The sequence below is a fragment of the Paucilactobacillus nenjiangensis genome (assembly GCF_005405445.1).
GTDB lineage: Bacteria > Bacillota > Bacilli > Lactobacillales > Lactobacillaceae > Paucilactobacillus > Paucilactobacillus nenjiangensis.
In genome coordinates this window covers 1-20120 of the sequence record NZ_BJEB01000025.1, presented here as the reverse complement: position 1 = coordinate 20120, position 20120 = coordinate 1, and the positions used below count along the sequence as shown (strand labels likewise).

Here is a 20120-nt window from a genome sequence, read left to right as displayed (position 1 = left end):
AAATGACTGAAAAAGTAAGCTTTGAAGAACAACTCGAAAAATTACAAGCAATTGTGAGTCAATTGGAACAAGGGGATGTTCCATTGGAGAAGGCGCTAACCCAATTCCAAGATGGGGTTAAATTAAGCAAGCAACTCCAAGACACACTTGATAACGCTGAAAAAACACTTACTAAATTAATGGACGATAATAATCAAGAAATCAATTTTGATGCTGATCCTAAGGAAGAGTAATCATGATGTTTGAATTAACAACAATTGATGAATTGCAACAGACGATTGACGACTTTTTGAGTCGTAGTATTGAAGCTGATACTGACCAAACCCTTTTACATTCGGCCATGCAATACTCGGTGGCTGCTGGCGGCAAGCGGCTACGTCCAGCACTAACACTGCGAGTCATTCAAGCACTTCAACGCGATAATTTCGACTTAGAAAAGTATCTAAAAGCAGCGAGTGCACTAGAGTTACTTCACACGTATTCATTGATTCATGATGACTTACCAGCGATGGACAATGACGATTTGCGTCGTGGTATGCCTACCAATCACAAAAAGTTTGGGGATGCAATCGCAATTTTAGCTGGTGATGGGCTTTTGACCTTGGCATTTCAATGGTTAGTTGATAATCCACTTAATGATCAAGTGACTCGCAATTTAACTTTACAACTGTCGCATTATGCAGGGCCTGCAGGCATGGTGGCTGGTCAAGTAATTGATATTTCAAATGAAGGAAGCCAATTAACCTATCCGGAATTACAAAATTTACATCTGAAGAAAACTGGCGCTTTGATTGAATATGCAACGCAAGCCGGTGGCATTATGGCCGGTGCAACAGCTGAGCAACAAGCATTACTACTTTCGTTTGGACGACACTATGGACTCGCCTTTCAAATCTATGATGATTTGATGGATCAAACTAGTACTACTGAACAAATGGGTAAAGCAGTGCATAAAGATGCGGTTGAAGAAAAAAATACATATCCTGGATTATTTGGGATTGACGGTACCAAAGACAAGTTATCTGCGGTGATTAAGGATGCTAAAGCTGATTTAGAAAAACTTTCTGCAATTTCACCAATTAAAAAAACGGATTTTGATGACTTTTTAGCGTACTTTAAGATATAGGGGTTAAATTAATGGAAAAACAACGAGTTGATATTTTACTAGTTGAACAAGGACTATTTGATTCAAGAGAACAGGCTAAGCGGGCAGTGATGGCGGGTGAAATTTTGGGCCATAACAATGAGCGATTAGATAAGCCAGGCGAAAAGATTCCAACCACAACTACGCTTCACATGAAAGGTAATAAAATGCCCTATGTAAGCCGGGGTGGGTTGAAATTAGCCAAGGCACTAGAGGTGTTTAATATCTCAGTTGCTGACAAGATTGTGCTAGACATTGGATCATCAACAGGCGGTTTTACTGATGTGGTCTTGCAAAATGGTGCTAAAACGAGTTATGCACTCGATGTTGGGACTAATCAACTTGTTTGGCAATTACGTGATGATCCGCGCGTAGTCGTAATGGAACAAACCAATTTCCGGTACAGCAAACTCGCCGATTTTACGGACGGACAACCTCAATTTTCTTGTATCGATGTGTCGTTTATTTCCTTGGATTTAATCTTACCGAACTTAGCCACGATATTGATTCCAGGTGGAGAAGTGGTTGCACTGGTAAAGCCTCAATTTGAAGCTGGCAAGAATAAAGTTGGTAAACATGGAATTGTGCATGACGAAAAAGTCCATCATGAGGTTCTCGAAAAGGTGACTCAATTAGCCATTAATAATTCTTATGATGTAATGCACCTTGATTATTCACCGATTAAAGGTGGTCAAGGAAACATTGAGTTCTTAATGCATTTGAAATTATCTGATCAACCTGGGATAATTCAGGATAACGTATCAATAGATGACGTCATCGCAGCAGCGTATCAAAATTTGGACAAAAATAAAAACTCTGGAGAATAATTATGCGAAAAGTTGAAAGGCAATCACATTTACGTCAATTGATTAATAACACTAATATTGAAAGACAAGACGATTTTGTGCGATTATTGGCTCAAAAACATATTGAAGTCACGCAAGCTACCATTTCACGTGATATTAAAGAAATGCAATTAGTCAAAGTTCCAACTGCGGGTGGCGGTTATCACTATAGTTTCCCACCAAAGAAACAGATGGATAGCGAAAAGAAAATGCGCAGAACATTAAGAGATGCGTTTATTTCAATGAATGCCCAAGACAATATGGTTGTAATCAATGTGCATCCGGGTAATGGTCCAGCACTAGCTACTCTGATTTCTCAAACGAATGATGAGAGTCTCTTTGCGACCATTGGGGACGATGCGACAGTCCTATCAATTTGTAAGACTAAAGCAGCCACCCATGAATTTATGAACAAAATGACTAATTTATTAGCTGACTAGAGTTGAAAGGAGTAGTCGTATGCTTCAAGAATTAACAATTGATAATTTAGCAATAATCGACCATCTCTCATTAAATTTTAGTGACCAAATGACTGTTCTTACTGGTGAAACTGGAGCTGGTAAATCAATTATTATTGATGCAGTTGGATTACTAGTAGGTGGCCGAGGATCTCAAGAATTAATTCGTAAGGGAACCAATACCTTAAAAATTCAAGGCCAGTTTAAAGTAGCGAGTCAAATCGAATTAGATGACGTCTTAAATGAATTAGGGGTTGAAGCTCCTGATCGCATTTTAGTTGTTCAAAGAGAAATTAACCGCAATGGCCGTAATGTCATTCGAGTTAATGGGACTTTAATGAATACAACATCTTTAAAACGGATTGGCTCACGTTTAGTTGACATTGAAGGCCAAAATGATCATCAACTATTAATGCAACCAGAACAACATTTAGGTTTGCTAGATGAATTTGCCAATAAAGATGATAATTTATTAAGTCAATATCAAGAAACATATGAATTATATCAATCGACCCAACGAAAAATTAATCAAAAGCAAGCTAACCAACAACAATGGGCACAACGTTTAGATATGTTGGAGTTTCAAGTTAATGAAATTAAAAATGCTGATTTGATTGAAAACGAAGATGTAGATTTACAAACTGAACAAGAACGACTCAACCATTTTCAACAAATCAATAACGCCTTGCAAATTGTTCAAGGGGCGTTATCTGGCGATGAGAATGGTTCTTCATTAGATGCAATTGCTGCTTCAATGGAATCATTAGAAGAAATCAGTACATTTGATGATGAGTATGCTAAGCTTAATGAAAGTGTTTCAGAGGCTTATTTTAATTTACAAGATGCAGCCAATGAAGCGAGTCGACAATTAGATAACTTATCATTTGACGAGGGCCGTTTGAACGAAATCGAACAACGGTTAAATTTAATTGCTGACCTAGAACGTAAGTATGGCGGCTCGGTAACAGAGATTTTAGCGTACTATGATAAGATTTCCACTGAGTTAGATTCAATGACTGAAAATAACGTCACAGGGGATGAACTTGAAACCCAACTCGATAAATTAATTGCCAAATTAACCAAGCTAGGTGGACAATTAAGTAAGAATCGTCAAAAAGCCGCGAAGACAATAGAAAAAGAAATCAAGAAGCAATTAGATGATTTGTACATGGATAAAGCAGTTTTTGAAATTAAATTCATGGATCATCAACCAAACACATTTTATCCCAGTGGGATTGATCAAGTTGAATTTTACATTCAAACCAATCCTGGGGAAGAAATGGGACCGTTGGCAAAAATTGCTTCTGGTGGAGAATTGTCCCGTGTGATGTTAGCGTTGAAAACTATTTTTGCACGTTCACAAGGAGTAACCAGTATTATCTTTGATGAAGTTGATACAGGTGTGAGCGGGCGAGTTGCGCAAGCGATTGCAGAAAAAATTAGGGTCATCGCTGATCAGTCTCAAGTACTTTGTATTACCCATTTGCCGCAGGTTGCGGCAATGGCGCAACATCATTTATTGATTTCTAAGGCAGTTCATGATGACCGAACGATTACATCAGTTGATGAACTTGATGAAAAATCTAGGGTTGATGAACTTGCCCGTATGCTGGCTGGCGCTGAGGTCACACAACTGACCGTCGAACATGCTAAGGAGTTATTGAACATGGCCAAATAATTTAACCACCGTTGATACGATGAGTTTTCATAGGAGGATTTATATGCTACTTTCACTCGAACATTTACGTAAAGAATATCCTGGACATAAGGTGGCCGTCAATGACGTCACCCTTCACATAGAAGCAGGTGAATTTGTCTGCTTTATTGGAACGTCAGGCTCAGGTAAAACCACGGTACTAAGAATGATCAATCGGATGCTGATGCCAACCTCTGGTACAGTGCTGATTAATGGTGAGGATACTAGCAAGTTAGATCCAGTTAAATTACGCCGTAAATTAGGTTACGTTATTCAAAACATAGGCCTGATGCCCCATATGACAATTCGTGAAAATATTACGTTAGTGCCTAAATTGTTGAAATGGTCACAGGAAAAACGAGATGCTAAGGCAATTGAACTGATCAAATTAGCCCAATTACCCGAAGAATTTTTAGATCGTTATCCATCCGAATTATCAGGTGGCCAGCAACAAAGAATTGGCGTGGTGCGTGCATTTGCAGCGGATCAAGATATTATTTTGATGGATGAACCATTCGGAGCACTTGATCCAATTACGCGTGAATCATTACAAGATTTAGTTCAAGATTTGCAACAACGCTTGGGTAAAACTTTCATTTTCGTCACTCATGATATGGATGAAGCCCTTCGACTTGCTACCAAAGTGGTCATTATGGATGCCGGTGATGTCATGCAGATTGATTCACCAGAAAATATTCTCAAACATCCAGCCAATGAATTTGTAACCAACTTGATTGGTGAAGAACGTTTGATTCAAGCACGTCCAAGTGTCACGCCAGTTGGACAAATCATGTTGAAGTCACCAATCTATATTACGCAAGATCAATCACTACCAACCGCTCTAGAAACCATGCACAAAAGCCGAGTTGATACTTTGCTGGTCACCGATGCTAATCGCGTACTGCGCGGGGTGGTAGATATTGAAACCTTGAATGATGAATTTAATTCTGGCAAAACGGTTGGCGACATTATGGATGATAAGGTATTTTATGTATTCGAAAATTCAGTTGTTCGTGATACGGTGAACCGGATTTTAAAAATGGGATATAAAAACGTCCCAGTTGTTAACAAAGAGTATCAACTTGTTGGAATTGTTACCCGCGCTACTTTAGTTGATATGGTTTATAACGCTCTTTGGAGCCAAGATGAGGATGCGAATGATCAGACTCAAATTGGAAACAAGGAGGCGAACGTGGATGATTAGTTTCTTTCAAACCAATGGAGCCGAGTTACTAGTTAAAATTTGGCAACATATCTATTTATCGTTTGTGTCGTTAGGATTAGGGATTATTGTTGCTGTACCAGTCGCAGTCGGATTAACACGGGCGAAAAAGCTTGCTGGTTTTGTTATCGGATTAGCCAGTGTCCTTCAAACCATTCCATCAATGGCGCTATTAGCCTTGATGATTCCAATTTTTGGGATTGGTAGTTTTCCTGCAATTGTAGCGTTGTTTATTTACTCATTATTGCCAATTTTACGCAATACGTATATTGGGTTAAATAATGTAGATCCAAGTGTCTTAGATGCGGCTAAAGGAATTGGCATGAGTAATATGCAATCGATTATGCAAGTGGAGTTGAAACTTGCCGCTCCAGTTATTATGTCTGGAATTAGATTGTCAGCTACTTTTGTGATTGCATGGGCTACGCTTGCTTCATACATTGGTGCAGGTGGACTTGGTGATTTCATTTTTAATGGGTTAAATCTTTATCGTAGTGACCTAATTTTAGGTGGTTCGATTCCTGTTATTATTTTGGCATTGATTACGGATTATATACTCGGCAAAATTGAGTATTTGTTAACTCCGAAATCAATCAGAGCGTAGGAGGGTCGTAACTATGAAAAAACGAAGATTAGCAATTATCACAGTTTTAGGAATTTTAATGCTTCTTTTGTCTGGTTGTGGCTTTCCAGGGTTAAATTCATCTTCAGATGATACAATTCGAATTGCTGCCATCAATACCACTGAACAACAAATCTTAGCCTCTATCGATCAACAAATGATTGAACATTATACTGATTTAAAAGTTACGGTTATTAGTAATCTTGGGTCATCAAATGTTACTTTGGAAGCTATGAAAAATGGCGACGCGGACATGTCTGCCGCCCGTTATGATGGGACTGATTTAACGACAATTCTTGGTAAAACCAGTAGTGGTGATCCTGCCAAAGATAGTGCAACGGTCAAGAAAGCATTCCAAAAGAAATATCATTTCACTTACCTGCCAACATATGGATTTGCGGATACGTATGCTTGGATGGTAACGCAAAAAACGGCTCAAAAATACAATTTAAATACCGTTTCTGACATGAAAAATAACGCCTCACAATTAAGCGTTGGACTTGATCAGACCTGGATGAAACGTAGTGGTGATGGTTATCCTGCTTTCCAAAAGAAGTATGGATTTGCCTTTGGTAAGGCTTTGCCAATGCAGATTGGGTTAGTTTATGATGCCGTGTCTGCTGGTAAAATGGATGCCGTACTTGGTTATTCGACCGATGGACGAATTAGCAGTTATAATTTGAAAATTTTAAAAGATGATCAACTCTTCTTCCCACCTTATTATGCTTATCCAGTCGCTACTAATAAGGTCTTAAAAGAACATCCGGAATTAATTAAAGTCTTATCCAAACTAAGCGGTAAAATTTCAGTTTCAACTATGCAAAAATTGAATTATAAAGCTGACGATGAATTACAAGAACCTAGCGTTGTCGCTAGGAATTTCTTGAAGGCACATAATTACTTTGAAGGGGGTAGCAACTAATGAAGGGTATGAATTTAGGTCAACAATTAGTCGAATACTTCTCTAACAATGGTATGTATGTCTTACAGCAATTTAGCCGCCATTTCTTAATTTCAATTTATGGTGTCTTAATGGCCGCCATCATCGGTGTGCCAATTGGAATTTGGATTTCTCGTTCTAGAAAGTTAAGTAACGTTGTAATTGGAATTGCCAATGTGATTCAAACTGTTCCTTCACTAGCGATGCTGTCTATCATCATGCTAGGGTTAGGATTAGGGGTTAATACAGTAATTGTGACGGTGTTCTTGTATTCGTTACTACCAATTATAAAAAATACGTACACAGGCATGCAAAATGTGAATGAAGACGTTTTAGATGCTGGTAAAGGAATCGGAATGACCGCCTTTCAGCGATTACGTTTTATTGAACTTCCATTATCTATGTCAGTAATTATGGCTGGGATTAGGAACGCGTTAGTGATTGCAATTGGAATTACGGCAATTGGTTCCTTCGTAGGTTCTGGAGGATTAGGTGACATCATTATTCGTGGTACCAATGCGACTGATGGTGGGGCAATTATCCTAGCCGGAGCTTTACCAACAGCACTGATGGCTATCATTTCAGATGGAATCTTAGGATTTTTAGAAAAACGCCTTGATCCATCAAAACATAGCAATTAAATGACAATAAAAAAGAGAAATTCCAATTGATTTGGAATTTCTCTTTTTGAATGCACTATTTTAAAGTAATAAATTTAATTTGGTTGAAATCGATAAAGAAACTGACTGACTTAGAACTTTTTAAAAGAAATCTACTCTTCGATATTTTTGAAAGTTGACCAGTTGCAAACGAGGTTGATTCACTTACATTAAAAGGAATCATCTCAATTGTAATTGGAGAGTTATTAGCAATTGCTTTATCAATAAACAATTGTTTTTGGAAATCAGGCATTGCTGGACTGCTGACAGGAGCATCGGTTTTACGAGCATTTGCTAAAAAGAAATCATCAAATCTTTCCTTAAATTCAGTACTAACCCGTTGAATTGGCTTTTGATAATAATTTTGCATTTTTCTCTCCTCCGAACATACGTTTGCTATCAATAAATATAGTATACGAACAAATGTTCGAATTTGCAAGTGCCTTAATTTTTTCTTAATAACTTGGTGCTTTGAATAATGAAAAATGCTTGATAAAACAGCTAATTTAGTGCAAAATGAAAGGTATCATTAAAAAGGTAAGGAGCATTTTCAGCATATGGCAAAGCGCGGCATGTTAATTGTTTTATCTGGACCTTCTGGTGTTGGTAAGGGAACGGTACGTAAAGCAATTTTTGATCAAAAAACAAATGACTTTCAATATTCAATCTCAATGACTACTCGAAAGCCTCGCCCTGGTGAGGTCGATGGAGTTGATTATTTCTTTGTTTCTACTGAAGAATTTGAAAAACGAATTCAAAATGGTGGAATGTTGGAATATGCCAAGTATGTTGACAATTACTACGGAACACCGTTAGACTATGTTGAAGAGACTTTGAACTCCGGAAAAGATGTTTTTCTAGAAATTGAAGTTAATGGCGCTATGCAGGTTCGGGCTAAATGTCCAGATGGTGTCTTTGTATTTTTAACACCACCAGATTTAATTGAATTAAAGCAACGTTTAATTTCTCGTGGTACTGACGATATGGATGTAATCAACAAACGTATTGCCAAGGCTGTTGGTGAGATTAAGATGATGCAAAATTATGATTATGCTGTCGTCAATGATGTTGTCGCAAATGCTGTTGAAAAGATAAAAGATGTCATTCGTAGTGAACGTTTACGCGTTACACGAGTAATGCCTGATTATATCGGAATGTTAGGGGAGAATAACTAATGATTTTATATCCATCTGTAGATAACCTATTAAACAAAGTTGATTCACGTTACTCTTTAATTATGCTTGCTAGCAAGCGTGCTCATGAATTAGAAGCTAATCCAGGAAGTGAATTACTAAGCAGCTATAATTCAGATAAGTCAGTTGGTCGCGCTCTTGAAGAAATCGAAGCCGGCGAAGTTACAATCGACAAAGAATAATTAATTCAAAATTTCCATTTTAGATCGCAATTTGTTGCGGTCTTTTTATTTTCAATTGGTTTCGTTGGTTGATAGGGTTTGTAATGGTATAATTTTAAAAGAGAAACCTGAGGGGGAATTTAAAATGGCAAATGTTGCAATTCATGTTACTGGCGGAATCGCTACTTATAAAATTGTGTCCTTAGTGCGTGAATTCCAAAAACATGGTGATGTAGTCCGAGTAGCTATGACAGATGCGGCGGAAAAATTTGTTACAGCAACTACTTTCAGTGCGTTGACCAAGTACCCTACATTAACGAGTTTATGGTCTGAAGAAAATGCTGATAAAATTGCCCATATTGAATTGGCTGACTGGACTGATTTAGCCGTAATCGCTCCAGCAACTGCGAATGTCATTGGTAAATTAGCTAATGGAATTGCTGACGATGCAGTCACAACCACTTTAACAGCCACTGCAGCACGTAAAGTCATCGTTCCTGCTATGAACAGCCACATGTGGAGTAATCCTGCGGTTGAGCGTAATATTACCCAATTAATTAGTGATGGATATGAAGTGTTGCCACCAGTTAGCGGGCGTTTAGCAGAAGGATATTCAGGCACCGGACGGATGCCAGAAGTCAATGACATTTTTGACTTCGTGACGCGTGCAACCAACCCAATTTTAAAAGATAAAAAGGTATTAATTAGCGCGGGAGGTACTCGCGAGCAAATTGATCCGGTTCGTTTTATTGGCAACCGTTCATCTGGTAAAATGGGCATTGCACTTGCCAATGCGGCAGCTAATGCTGGTGCAGAGGTTACGTTGGTCGTTGGTCAAATTACAGTTCCATTGCCAACGCATCCCCAAATTAAAATAGTACACGTTGAATCAACGAATGATTTATTCACGACGATATCAAATGAATTTACTCAAACGGATATTCTGATTATGGCGGCCGCAGTGGCTGATTTTGAACCTGAAACCGTAGCCACTCAAAAAATCAAAAAATCTGCCGATAATGATGAATTTGTGTTAAAACTTAAAAATACTCCAGATATTTTAAAAACTGTTGGGGCGACAAAAAAAGGCCAATTAGTGGTTGGCTTTGCAGCTGAAACACAAGAATTATTAGCCAACGCACAAAAAAAATTAATCAAAAAAAATGCTGATTTGATTATTGCAAATAATGTGTCTACTCCAGGTATTGGATTTGCCAGTGACGATAACCAAGTGACGTTATTAGAACGTGATCAAGATCCGAAGCAATTACCAAAAATGTCTAAAAACGAATTGGCAGCACAATTAATAAAACTTATTGCAACCAAAATTAACTAGGTGATTAAATGGCGGAAATCGCACAAATTATTGTTGATGTCCCAACCATGCAAACAAATCGTCCTTATACTTATCAAGTTCCCGAACAACTGGAACATCAAATTCAAACGGGAATGCGTGTAGTCGTCCCATTTGGTAATGGTAGTCGACAAGTACAAGGATTTGTTGTGGGGCTGGACGATCAAACCGCTTATGACGGCGAACTAAAGTCAATCATTTCAATATTAGATTTGAATCCAGTCTTAAATCAAGAACTGCTAACAATGTCTCAATGGTTAGCAGATTCTTGTTATGCCTTCAGAATTTCATGTATGCATACTATGTTACCGAATGTCATGAAGACGAAGACTCAGCGGAGTTTGAAAATTATTGATGAACTTGATGAAACTGATTTATTTGAATTATTTCATGGGCAAGATGAAATTGATTTTGAGCCCGAAAATATGCCCGATGAAATTGTTAGTCGTTTACTCAAATTGAAACGAAACCAACAAATTGAAGTAGTTTATTCGCTAACTGATCAAGCTAAATCAAAATTTGCCACTGGTATTAAGCCGCTCCTTAGTTTTGAACGGCTTGAAGAAGAACGTACTTCGCTACGAAAAACTGCGAAAGCGCAAAGTGAATTATTGTCGTACTTACAAAGTATGATAGGATCTGAAATTAAATTAAGTGAAGCGCGCGAGCAAACCGGCTTATCTAATGCTATTTTTTCAACTGGTGAGAAAAAAGGGTGGCTCGAAAAAATTCAGATAGAAACTTTTCGGACCCCAAAAGCCTTATTAAATGATGCTAAAAAGCCCATTCCAGAATTAACGGCAGACCAACAAACGGCAGTTGATGCGATTTGTGATTCAATTCAATCTACTGACCCACAAACATTTTTACTTCAGGGTGTGACTGGAAGTGGCAAAACAGAAGTTTATTTACGATCAATTGCCGAAACATTGGCCAACAATCAAACGGCCTTAATGTTGGTACCAGAAATTTCACTAACCCCCCAGATGGTCACGCGAGTTAAAAGTCGGTTTGGTGATTTAGTGGCGGTGTTACATAGTGGCTTATCAAATGGCGAACGTTATGACGAATGGCGCCGGATTGAACGTGGAGAAGCCAAAGTTGTTGTCGGTGCACGTTCAGCAGTCTTTGCGCCACTAGAAAACATCGGTTTAATTATCATGGACGAAGAACATGAGTCGAGCTATAAACAAGACGAAACCCCACGTTATCATGCAAGAAACGTTGCCAAATGGCGCAGTGATTATTATGGAGCTACGGTGGTGTTAGGTAGTGCCACCCCAAGCTTGGAATCACGCGCTAGGGCACAAAAAGGTGTCTATCAGCATTTGTTACTTCCGGAACGGATTAATCAACAGCCACTACCAGCGGTTCAAGTCGTCGATATGCGTCAAGAATTACGGAAACATGCGGAAAGTAATTTTTCCACGGAACTATTGGACGAAATTCAGATACGAATGAGTCGGGGCGAACAAAGTATTTTGATGCTTAATCGCCGAGGGTACTCATCATTTATCATGTGTCGGGACTGTGGGTTTGTTTTGCAGTGTCCCAATTGTGATATCTCACTGACTCTGCATATGGATACGCACACGATGAAGTGCCATTATTGCGGACACGAGGAACCTATTCCAAAAATTTGTCCTAATTGTCAGAGCCACAAGATTAGATATTATGGCACTGGAACACAAAAAGTCCAAGAAGAATTACAAGCGATTATTCCAGACGCTAAGATTTTGAGAATGGATGTCGATACTACCCGTCGCAAAGGCATGCACGAAAAGTTGCTGAATTCGTTTGGTAATCAAGAAGCCGATATTTTAATTGGTACCCAGATGATTGCCAAAGGGTTGGATTTTCCGAATGTAACCTTAGTGGGGGTTTTAAACGCCGATACGGCCTTAGGATTACCTGACTTCAGATCAAGTGAACGAACGTTCCAATTGCTCACTCAAGTCAGTGGCCGTGCTGGTCGAGCAGATAAAACTGGTTCGGTAATCGTCCAAACATTTAATCCAGATCACTACGCCATCAAACTAGCGCAGCATCACGATTATGAGCATTTTTTTCAAATGGAAATGAATATTCGCCATCGTGGTAAATATCCTCCATACTTTTATACGTTACAAATTTCGGTTAGCCATGAAGAAGAAGCTCAGGCAGCTAAAGCTATTATGAACATTGCTCAGTTTTTAAAACCAAACTTGGATAAAAATAGCATCGTCTTAGGACCAACTCCCAAGTCAATTGCCAGAATGAACCGTAAATATTACTATCAATTAGTAATCAAATATAAACAAGATACACGGTTACACCAATTATTAACGCAAATGATGGATCAAATTCAAAAACAAAGCCGACATGGTGTTCAAATTTCAATTGATCCGGAACCTCAAAATTTTATTTAAAAGGATGACTTAAATGACCTCAATCGTATTCATGGGAACACCTCAATTTTCAGTACCAATTCTAGAAAGCTTAATTGAACATCACTATGATGTCTTGGCGGTGGTTACACAACCAGACCGCAAAGTAGGGCGAAAACATGTATTAACTGCACCGCCAGTCAAGCAAGCGGCAGTTAAACATGGTGTTGAAGTACTGCAGCCAGAAAAAATTAATCATAGTCCAGAAATGCAGCGGGTAATTGATTTGCAACCCGACTTAATTGTCACAGCTGCCTTTGGCCAATTTTTACCAACCAAATTACTAGAAGCGGCGAAATTAGCGGCAGTCAACGTCCACGCATCCTTATTGCCTAAATATCGTGGGGGAGCACCAGTCCATTATTCAATTATTAATGGTGATCAACAAACCGGTGTTTCCATTATCTATATGGAAAAGAAAATGGATGCGGGTGATATGCTAGCACAACGGGCCATCGATATTGAAAAAACTGATGACACCGGTAGCATGTTTGATAAATTAAGTATTTTAGGTCGCGACTTGTTATTAGAAACGTTACCAAGCCTATTGGATGGAACTAATCAAGCTGTTCCCCAAAATGACGAATTAGTTACTTTTTCGCCAAATATTTCGACTGAAGAAGAACGCATTGATATTAACAAAACTGCCGAACAAATCGACAACCAAGTCCGGGGGATGCGACCATTTCCAATTAGTAACATGATTGTTGATCAATTGGTGACTAAAATTATTGATGTGACCCCGTTAACCGAAACAACTGATTTAAAACCTGGTCAAGTTGTGCGACTAACAAAAAAAGAACTCGTGATTGCAGCTGGGCAAGGGACTACTTTTAAAATTAATCAATTAAAACCCGCTGGCAAGCCTTTGATGACCATCGTCGATTATTTGAACGGTCATCACGATTTATCTGAAGGAGAACAATTAATTACTAATGACTAATTCATCTCAAAAGAAAACCGCGCGCTATCTTGCACTTGAATCACTCGAAAAAGTCTTAACTTCGGGTGCTTATTCGAATTTGCAATTAAATCAAGTGATTGAAAAAAATAATCTGGCCGATAATGATCGTCGATTGCTGACTAACTTAGTCTATGGCGTTATTCAACACCGTTTAACACTTGAATATTGGCTGGAACCTTTCACTAAGGGAAAGAAAATTGATGATTGGGTTAAAGCATTGTTAATGATGGCAATTTATCAGTATCATTATTTGGACAAAGTTCCAGATTGGGCCGTGACTGATGAATCAATCAAACTGGCAAAACAACGAGGCCATGAAGGAATTCGTAAATTTGTGACGGCCATATTGCATCGCATTTTACGTGAAGGCTTGACCGATTTTAATCAAATTGCTTCTGAGACGACGCGGGCAAGTATTGAATACAGTGTGCCAGAATGGCTCATTACCGAATTAATTAATCAATATGGTACTGAAAAAATGATTGAGATTGTCCAATCATTGAATCAACCAGCTAATCAATCATTAAGAATTAATACTCGCCTAACGGATAAAGAAGAAGTTTCACGACAACTCTATGAAGCAGATTTAGATTTTCGGGATAGCCAAGTAGCGGAAAATGCCTTGGTCTTAGAACATGGAGTGATTGCGAATACTGAGGCATTTAAAAATGGTGAAATTACCATTCAAGATGAAAGTGCCATGTTAGCGGTCGAAAATATGCATTTACAACCATCATTTAGAGTTTTAGATGCCTGCGCAGCTCCAGGCGGAAAAACCGTCCAAATTGCCGCTGAACTTGATGCAGATGCTGGTGGGCAAGTCACCGCGCTAGACATCCATCAACATAAAATCAAACTAATCGAGTCAAACGCTAAGAGATTGGCTGTGAATGATGTGGTTAAAGCAATTGATTTAGATGCGCGCAAAGTTGATGAAAAGTTCACTGATGAAAGTTTTGACGCAATTTTAATTGATGCTCCATGTAGTGGATTTGGCTTAATTCGCCGTAAACCAGAAATTCGATATGAAAAACGATTAAGCGATAGTTATAATTTACAAAAAATTCAATTAGAAATATTGGCGGCGGTTGCCCCAAAAATCAAAAAAAACGGTATAATCACTTACAGTACTTGTACAATTTTGCGACAAGAAAATGACGATGTGGTGAATCAATTCTTAGCTAACCATCCAGAATTTACGTTAGAAAGAACTCAGACAAATTTAAATCTAAAAGATGACCGTCAATCTGATACATTGACGATTTTACCAAGTGACTATGGTTCAGATGGATTCTTTGTCAGTTCATTGCGTCGGACGATGTGAGGAGTATGATTATGAAGATTGCTTTTCAAACGGACGTTGGACAACAACGCGAGGATAATCAAGATTATGTGGGTACCTTTACCAACGATGCAGGCCTAACTTTAGCAATTATTGCTGATGGGATTGGTGGACATCAAGGTGGGGACGTGGCCTCAACAATGGCTGTGACACATATGGGTCATAACTTTGAAAAAACTAATGTCCAAGCACCCATTGAAGCATATCAATGGCTGGCCACCCAGGTTAGAAACGAAAATCAAACGATTATTGAAAAAGCAAATAAATATAAGGGCTTAAATGGAATGGGAACAACGTTAGTAGCTGCCATTTTATTTGAAGACAAAATGGTTCTCGGCAATATTGGTGATAGCCGGGGTTATTTGTTACGCAACGGTGAATTCAATCAGTTGACTGAAGATCATTCGTTGGTTAATGAATTAGTCAAAAAAGGTGTCATGACGGCAGAAGAAGCCCAAACTAATCCGAAGAAAAATATCATCACTCGTACGCTAGGAATTTCCAAAGAAGCAGATACGGACATCAGTATTTATCGGCTTGACAAGCATGATCAGTTATTGCTGTGTACAGATGGGTTATCAAACATGGTGAGTGATGATGAAATTGCAGCCGTGTTAAGTTCTGATTTTGATATTAAGGCCAAGTGCCAAGAATTAATTGCACAGGCTAATCAAGCAGGCGGACCGGATAATATTACGGTTCTAATTGCGGATAATACTTGCTAGGAGGAAACTAACTAATGAATCCTGGATATAAAATAAGTGGTCGTTATGAAATTATCAGGTCGCTTGGTGAAGGCGGCATGGCCAATGTTTATTTGGCACACGATTTGATTTTAGATCGTGATGTGTCAGTCAAACTATTGCGTCTTGATTTACGTGACGACGAAAAAACTAAAAAAAGATTTCAACGCGAAGCACTTGCAGCTACCCAATTGAGTAATGACCATATCGTTGGTGTTTATGATGTGGGCGAAGAGCAAGGATTACAATATATGGTGATGGAGTATGTAGAAGGTACTGATCTTGAATCCTATATTAAAAATAATTTTCCAATTCCTTATCAACAAGTTATCGACATTATGGCTCAAATCTTAGAAGCGGTGGAAGATGCGCATGAGCACAATATCATTCATCGAGATTTGAAACCTCAAAACGTCTTGATTGATAATCATCAGCAAATCAAAATTACTGATTTTGGTATCGCGGCGGTTGCCGAAAATTCGATGACTCAAACAAATACCATCATGGGATCAGTTCACTACCTTTCACCTGAACAAGCTCGCGGTGGGATTACAACCAATAAGTCAGATATCTATTCCTTAGGGATTATGTTGTATGAGATGCTAACTGGCAAGGTACCATTTGAAGGTGAAACGGCAGTTTCAATTGCGCTCAAGCATTACCAAGAAGAAACGCCTTCCGTCAGAGAATTTGATCCACGGATTCCACAAGCACTTGAAAATGTCGTGTTAAAAGCTACTAGTAAAGCACCGTCAGATCGTTACCAAACGGCAGATGCGATGCGCGAAGACCTAGCCACATCCTTGTCGTCAGCCCGCGCTGGCGAGAAAAAGTTTGCACCTAAGTCTGACGATCATGGTGAAACTAAAGTTTTAAGCGCAGCAGACCTGGAAAAAGCTGAAAATGGGGTTAAAATTGATGACTCCACACCAGAGCCTGACAAAAAATCCAAAAAGAAACGCCGGCTTAGGAAATGGCTGTGGCTCATTCCATTAGTGTTAATTATTGGTGTCGTGGTGTGGATTGCTTTAATGCCAGCCCGGCAAGTGATTCCAGATGTCTCGGGGATGACTGAAAGTGCCGCAAAATCAGCACTTGAAAAGAAAGATTTAAGCGTTGGGACAGTAACAACAAAGCATAGCGATACAATTAAAAAGGATCTCGTGATTTCTAGTTCTCCTAAAGCTGAACGAAAAGTCAAAGCTAAATCAAAAGTTAACCTGGTGATTAGCTCCGGAGTCAAAAAGGTAGAAATTCAAAATTATGTGGGGAAATCGTATAATTCAACGGCTGCTAAGTTACGTAAACTTGGTATTACGGTGAAGAAAACGACAATGTCCTCGAATGATTTTGGTAGTGGCAAGATTATGTCACAAAGTGTGAAATCGGGAACTAAAGTCAAGGCTAGTGATACTACTATCACTTTAAAAGTTAGCACAGGCAAAACCAAGATAACGTTACCAAGCTTTACTGGTAAAACATTGGCTGAAGTCCAGGAATATGCTAACCAAAACGACTTAAAAGTTAGTTCAACAGAAGAAACATCGAAAACGGTTAGTGATGGTAGCGTTATTAGTCAAAGTCCTTCAGCAGGATCAACGTTAACTGAAGGTGATACGATTTCAGTGGTAGTTGCTAAAAACTCAACTAAGACAGCGACTGAAACAGTCAGTGTTCCATTTGATAGTTCAAATAGTAAAACCGAAAATACTATTCAAATATATTTACAAGATTCTAACAATAACATTTCTGACGTTTCCCAAACCTTTACCATCACGTCAACTCAAAGCGTCACGTTAACTTTGACTTTGAACAATGATGACAAAGGCGCATATAAAATTGTTTCAGATGGCAACACAATCGCAAGTAAGAACAATATCATAGGAAGTTAATTAGGTGACTACATGAAACAAGGAATCATCCAACAATCACTCGCTGGTTTTTATGACGTTTTAAGCGATGGTGAATTATATCGAACGCGTGGCCGTGGTAATTTTCGTCAACGCGGGATTAAACCGATGGTCGGTGACCACGTTGAATTTGACGCGCCTAATAATCGAGAAGGCTACTTGCTTGAAGTGTTGCAGCGCAAAAATGAATTAGTCAGGCCACCGATTGCAAACGTTGATTTGGCGGTGGTGGTTACTGCTGTTCGCGAGCCAATTTTTTCAACCAATTTGCTTGATCGACAATTAGTTGCCTTAGAGTCTCAAAATATTACGCCAATTATCTATTTTTCTAAAACAGATCTACTGTCTGAAGAAGAGTTTACTCATTTACAAAAATCAGCAGATGGATATCAAGAGATTGGTTATCAAGTTTTTTATCAAAAAGATCCATTTGGCACGACTGAATTAGCTGAGTTACAGGCGGCTTTGAAAGATAACATTAGTGTCGTCATGGGACAAACTGGGGCCGGAAAATCAACTTTGTTGAATCACATCGCACCGCAGTTACAACTTGAAACTGGTGAAATCTCGCAAGCTTTACAACGGGGGAAACATACCACCCGCAAAGTCAGCTTACTCAATATTGATGGCAGTTTAATCGCCGATACACCAGGATTTTCATCATATGAAGCCTTTGAGATGGATGTGACTAAATTACCTAGATATTTCCCAGAATTTGTCGAATTAAGTGTCAATTGTAAGTTCCGTGGTTGTTTACATCTGAAAGAGCCCGGATGCGCAGTGAAAGACGCTTTAGAAAATGGTACAATATTAGCAAGCCGATATAAAAGCTATGAACAATTTCACGATTTAATTGTTCAGCAAAAACCTAATTATAAGAAATGAGGATTTGAATATGATTAAAGTTGCACCTTCAATTTTGAGTGCGGATTATGTTAATTTACAACGGGATATTGAAATGGTAGAAAAGGGTGGCGCCGAATATTTACACATTGACGTCATGGATGGTACATTTGTACCAAGCATTTCTTATGGTCCTGGTTTTGTAAAAGCAATCCGTAAAGTTTCTAACTTGTTTTTGGATGTACATTTGATGGTTGAAAAACCAGGTCATCTGATTCAAGACTTTGCCGACGCTGGCGCCGACTTAATTGGAATTCATGTTGAAGCTACACAACACATTCATGGTGATATTCAAACCATTAACAATGCAGGTGTGAAGTCAGAAGTTGTCATTAATCCTGGTACGCCGGTTTCAGCAATTTTGCCAATTTTACACATGGTTGATCAAGTATTAGTAATGACAGTTAACCCTGGTTTTGGTGGACAAAAGTTTTTGCCTGAAACTGTTGCAAAAATTGCTGAATTAAATCAGCTAAAAGCTGACAAAGGTTACACTTATGATATCGAAATTGATGGTGGCGTAAATGCCGATACTGTTGTGGCTTGCTATGAAGCTGGAGCTACAGTTGCAGTTGCCGGATCATACGTCTTTAATGATGCTGACCCAGTTGCTAAAATTAATGCTTTGAAAACAGCAACGAAATAAAAAAAGTGCGGTTTGTTGATTTCAACATCCGCACTTTTGTTTTTAAGGAGTATGGAGATGGACCAGGTAATTAATATTTTAGTTGGTGGACCAATATCTGAATGGCCCGACCAGCTCACAAATGGCGAAATTAGTGGCGATTGGATTGCGGTTGATAAAGGGGCAATTAGACTGCTTAAAATGGGAATTACGCCCAAAATAGCTGTCGGTGATTTTGATTCGACCGTTGATAGCGAAATGCAAATAGTCAAATCAAAAATTGATCACATTGAAGTTTTTCCACCGGAAAAAGACTTTACCGATACTCAAATTGGCGTCATGACGGCTATGAAATACTTTCCGAAGCATCAGATTGATATCTATGGGGCAACTGGTGGTCGAATTGATCATTTATTAGCTAACTTGTTTCTGTCATTAGAACCGCGTTTTGAGAAGGTTGTTGACAAACTGAGAATTATTGATCAGCAAAACACAATCCGATTCTATCAACCTGGTGAATATGAAATTATCAAAGAAGCCGATAAAAAATATTTAGCTTTTGTCAGTTTAACTGCCGTTGATGGTTTGACTCTGCCAGACGAAAAATACACATTACAAGATTTTAATTCCAGCTATCCAATTTCTTGGGCCAGCAATGAATTTAGTCAACCAACCAATCATTTCTCTTTTAAAAAGGGAATCGTAGCAGTGGTTCAAAGCAAAGATTAAGTGTGAAATCAAAAATACGCAATGACACTCGGAAAATCAAGTGTCATTGCGTATTTTTATTGCGTCTTTAGACTTGGTTGAGCACGTCAAGTGTGCGAAACAAAAAACCACCTGCTATGCGGGTGGAGAGCAAATGGGTTATACAAAAATGCCCCCATCAGATTTAGAATGAAGGTGTCGAAGC

21 protein-coding genes are annotated in these 20120 nt (G+C 38.7%); 20 read left to right on the top strand and 1 reads right to left on the bottom strand.

Translation table 11 applies throughout. The features are described 5' to 3' along the window. Positions 1-2: 2 nt before the first annotated feature. Genes FFM59_RS05080 through FFM59_RS05040 form a run of 9 tightly spaced genes read left to right on the top strand, consistent with a single transcriptional unit; the run spans position 3 to position 7568 of the window. Positions 3-233 carry an exodeoxyribonuclease VII small subunit gene (locus tag FFM59_RS05080; RefSeq protein WP_137601970.1) on the top strand — a complete coding sequence of 77 codons (231 nt, stop codon included), beginning with the start codon at positions 3-5 and terminating at the stop codon, positions 231-233. Positions 234-238: 5 nt separating this feature from the next. Next, on the top strand, positions 239-1126 hold the full coding sequence (locus FFM59_RS05075) for a polyprenyl synthetase family protein (protein WP_137601980.1): 888 nt from the start codon (positions 239-241) through the stop codon (positions 1124-1126). A gap of 11 nt (positions 1127-1137) precedes the next feature. Further along, entirely contained in the window at positions 1138-1971 is an 834-nt protein-coding gene (locus FFM59_RS05070; RefSeq protein WP_137601969.1) for a TlyA family RNA methyltransferase, read from the top strand. Between the two features lie 2 nt (positions 1972-1973). Continuing rightward, positions 1974-2429 carry an arginine repressor gene (locus tag FFM59_RS05065; RefSeq protein ID WP_137601968.1) on the top strand — a complete coding sequence of 152 codons (456 nt, stop codon included), beginning with the start codon at positions 1974-1976 and terminating at the stop codon, positions 2427-2429. Between the two features lie 19 nt (positions 2430-2448). Next, on the top strand, positions 2449-4125 hold the full coding sequence (recN, locus tag FFM59_RS05060; RefSeq protein ID WP_137601967.1) for a DNA repair protein RecN: 1677 nt from the start codon (positions 2449-2451) through the stop codon (positions 4123-4125). A gap of 43 nt (positions 4126-4168) precedes the next feature. Beyond that, positions 4169-5347, top strand: coding sequence for a betaine/proline/choline family ABC transporter ATP-binding protein (locus FFM59_RS05055; RefSeq protein ID WP_137601966.1), 1179 nt, complete (start codon positions 4169-4171; stop codon positions 5345-5347). Next, positions 5340-5969 (top strand): ABC transporter permease, encoded by a 630-nt coding sequence (locus FFM59_RS05050; protein WP_137601965.1) that lies wholly within the window; start codon positions 5340-5342, stop codon positions 5967-5969. Before FFM59_RS05055 ends, FFM59_RS05050 begins: the two co-directional genes overlap by 8 nt. Before the next feature lie 13 nt (positions 5970-5982). Continuing rightward, on the top strand, positions 5983-6909 hold the full coding sequence (locus tag FFM59_RS05045; protein WP_137601964.1) for an osmoprotectant ABC transporter substrate-binding protein: 927 nt from the start codon (positions 5983-5985) through the stop codon (positions 6907-6909). Next, positions 6909-7568: an ABC transporter permease gene (locus tag FFM59_RS05040; protein ID WP_137601963.1), complete on the top strand. Its 660-nt coding sequence runs from the start codon at positions 6909-6911 to the stop codon at positions 7566-7568. The genes FFM59_RS05045 and FFM59_RS05040 overlap by 1 nt, the downstream gene beginning before the upstream one ends. Positions 7569-7623: 55 nt before the next feature. Here FFM59_RS05040 and FFM59_RS05035 read toward each other — a convergent pair whose 3' ends face one another. Further along, a complete protein-coding gene (locus tag FFM59_RS05035) occupies positions 7624-7956 on the bottom strand; it encodes a hypothetical protein (protein WP_137601962.1) in 333 nt (110 codons plus the stop codon). Positions 7957-8143: 187 nt separating this feature from the next. Between FFM59_RS05035 and gmk the strand changes: the two genes are divergently transcribed. The 11 genes from gmk (at position 8144) to FFM59_RS04980 (ending at position 19936) form a co-directional block, all read left to right on the top strand. Continuing rightward, positions 8144-8761: a guanylate kinase gene (gmk, locus tag FFM59_RS05030; RefSeq protein ID WP_137601961.1), complete on the top strand. Its 618-nt coding sequence runs from the start codon at positions 8144-8146 to the stop codon at positions 8759-8761. After that, a complete protein-coding gene (gene rpoZ, locus FFM59_RS05025; protein WP_137601960.1) occupies positions 8761-8961 on the top strand; it encodes a DNA-directed RNA polymerase subunit omega in 201 nt (66 codons plus the stop codon). Before gmk ends, rpoZ begins: the two co-directional genes overlap by 1 nt. A gap of 124 nt (positions 8962-9085) precedes the next feature. Further along, on the top strand, positions 9086-10276 hold the full coding sequence (coaBC, locus tag FFM59_RS05020) for a bifunctional phosphopantothenoylcysteine decarboxylase/phosphopantothenate--cysteine ligase CoaBC (RefSeq protein WP_137601959.1): 1191 nt from the start codon (positions 9086-9088) through the stop codon (positions 10274-10276). A gap of 8 nt (positions 10277-10284) precedes the next feature. Continuing rightward, positions 10285-12702, top strand: coding sequence for a primosomal protein N' (gene priA / locus FFM59_RS05015; RefSeq protein ID WP_137601958.1), 2418 nt, complete (start codon positions 10285-10287; stop codon positions 12700-12702). A 13-nt stretch (positions 12703-12715) separates the two neighbouring features. Next, entirely contained in the window at positions 12716-13663 is a 948-nt protein-coding gene (gene fmt / locus FFM59_RS05010; RefSeq protein ID WP_137601957.1) for a methionyl-tRNA formyltransferase, read from the top strand. After that, positions 13656-15008 carry a 16S rRNA (cytosine(967)-C(5))-methyltransferase RsmB gene (gene rsmB, locus FFM59_RS05005; protein WP_137601956.1) on the top strand — a complete coding sequence of 451 codons (1353 nt, stop codon included), beginning with the start codon at positions 13656-13658 and terminating at the stop codon, positions 15006-15008. The genes fmt and rsmB overlap by 8 nt, the downstream gene beginning before the upstream one ends. Before the next feature lie 11 nt (positions 15009-15019). After that, positions 15020-15751 carry a Stp1/IreP family PP2C-type Ser/Thr phosphatase gene (locus FFM59_RS05000; protein WP_137601955.1) on the top strand — a complete coding sequence of 244 codons (732 nt, stop codon included), beginning with the start codon at positions 15020-15022 and terminating at the stop codon, positions 15749-15751. Between the two features lie 14 nt (positions 15752-15765). After that, positions 15766-17661, top strand: coding sequence for a Stk1 family PASTA domain-containing Ser/Thr kinase (pknB, locus tag FFM59_RS04995; RefSeq protein WP_137601954.1), 1896 nt, complete (start codon positions 15766-15768; stop codon positions 17659-17661). Between the two features lie 12 nt (positions 17662-17673). Beyond that, positions 17674-18564 (top strand): ribosome small subunit-dependent GTPase A, encoded by an 891-nt coding sequence (gene rsgA / locus FFM59_RS04990; RefSeq protein ID WP_137601953.1) that lies wholly within the window; start codon positions 17674-17676, stop codon positions 18562-18564. Between the two features lie 10 nt (positions 18565-18574). Further along, the gene (gene rpe, locus FFM59_RS04985; protein WP_137601952.1) at positions 18575-19228 is read left to right on the top strand and encodes a ribulose-phosphate 3-epimerase; all 654 of its coding nucleotides are present in this window, start codon (positions 18575-18577) and stop codon (positions 19226-19228) included. A 57-nt stretch (positions 19229-19285) separates the two neighbouring features. Then, positions 19286-19936 (top strand): thiamine diphosphokinase, encoded by a 651-nt coding sequence (locus tag FFM59_RS04980; protein WP_137601951.1) that lies wholly within the window; start codon positions 19286-19288, stop codon positions 19934-19936. Positions 19937-20120: the final 184 nt, after the last annotated feature.

Bases quoted from the DNA above. Each gene is read 5' to 3' on its own strand.
- rpe (WP_137601952.1), top strand. From the start codon at position 18,575: ATGATTAAAGTTGCACCTTCAATTTTGAGTGCGGATTATGTTAATTTA.
- coaBC (WP_137601959.1), top strand. From the start codon at position 9,086: ATGGCAAATGTTGCAATTCATGTTACTGGCGGAATCGCTACTTATAAA.
- FFM59_RS05070 (WP_137601969.1), top strand. From the start codon at position 1,138: ATGGAAAAACAACGAGTTGATATTTTACTAGTTGAACAAGGACTATTT.
- FFM59_RS05035 (WP_137601962.1), bottom strand. From the start codon at position 7,956: ATGCAAAATTATTATCAAAAGCCAATTCAACGGGTTAGTACTGAATTT.
- FFM59_RS05000 (WP_137601955.1), top strand. From the start codon at position 15,020: ATGAAGATTGCTTTTCAAACGGACGTTGGACAACAACGCGAGGATAAT.
- FFM59_RS05040 (WP_137601963.1), top strand. From the start codon at position 6,909: ATGAAGGGTATGAATTTAGGTCAACAATTAGTCGAATACTTCTCTAAC.
- priA (WP_137601958.1), top strand. From the start codon at position 10,285: ATGGCGGAAATCGCACAAATTATTGTTGATGTCCCAACCATGCAAACA.
- rsmB (WP_137601956.1), top strand. From the start codon at position 13,656: ATGACTAATTCATCTCAAAAGAAAACCGCGCGCTATCTTGCACTTGAA.
- FFM59_RS05045 (WP_137601964.1), top strand. From the start codon at position 5,983: ATGAAAAAACGAAGATTAGCAATTATCACAGTTTTAGGAATTTTAATG.
- FFM59_RS05080 (WP_137601970.1), top strand. From the start codon at position 3: ATGACTGAAAAAGTAAGCTTTGAAGAACAACTCGAAAAATTACAAGCA.
- FFM59_RS05050 (WP_137601965.1), top strand. From the start codon at position 5,340: ATGATTAGTTTCTTTCAAACCAATGGAGCCGAGTTACTAGTTAAAATT.
- gmk (WP_137601961.1), top strand. From the start codon at position 8,144: ATGGCAAAGCGCGGCATGTTAATTGTTTTATCTGGACCTTCTGGTGTT.
- fmt (WP_137601957.1), top strand. From the start codon at position 12,716: ATGACCTCAATCGTATTCATGGGAACACCTCAATTTTCAGTACCAATT.
- rpoZ (WP_137601960.1), top strand. From the start codon at position 8,761: ATGATTTTATATCCATCTGTAGATAACCTATTAAACAAAGTTGATTCA.
- FFM59_RS05055 (WP_137601966.1), top strand. From the start codon at position 4,169: ATGCTACTTTCACTCGAACATTTACGTAAAGAATATCCTGGACATAAG.
- recN (WP_137601967.1), top strand. From the start codon at position 2,449: ATGCTTCAAGAATTAACAATTGATAATTTAGCAATAATCGACCATCTC.
- rsgA (WP_137601953.1), top strand. From the start codon at position 17,674: ATGAAACAAGGAATCATCCAACAATCACTCGCTGGTTTTTATGACGTT.
- FFM59_RS05075 (WP_137601980.1), top strand. From the start codon at position 239: ATGTTTGAATTAACAACAATTGATGAATTGCAACAGACGATTGACGAC.
- FFM59_RS05065 (WP_137601968.1), top strand. From the start codon at position 1,974: ATGCGAAAAGTTGAAAGGCAATCACATTTACGTCAATTGATTAATAAC.
- FFM59_RS04980 (WP_137601951.1), top strand. From the start codon at position 19,286: ATGGACCAGGTAATTAATATTTTAGTTGGTGGACCAATATCTGAATGG.
- pknB (WP_137601954.1), top strand. From the start codon at position 15,766: ATGAATCCTGGATATAAAATAAGTGGTCGTTATGAAATTATCAGGTCG.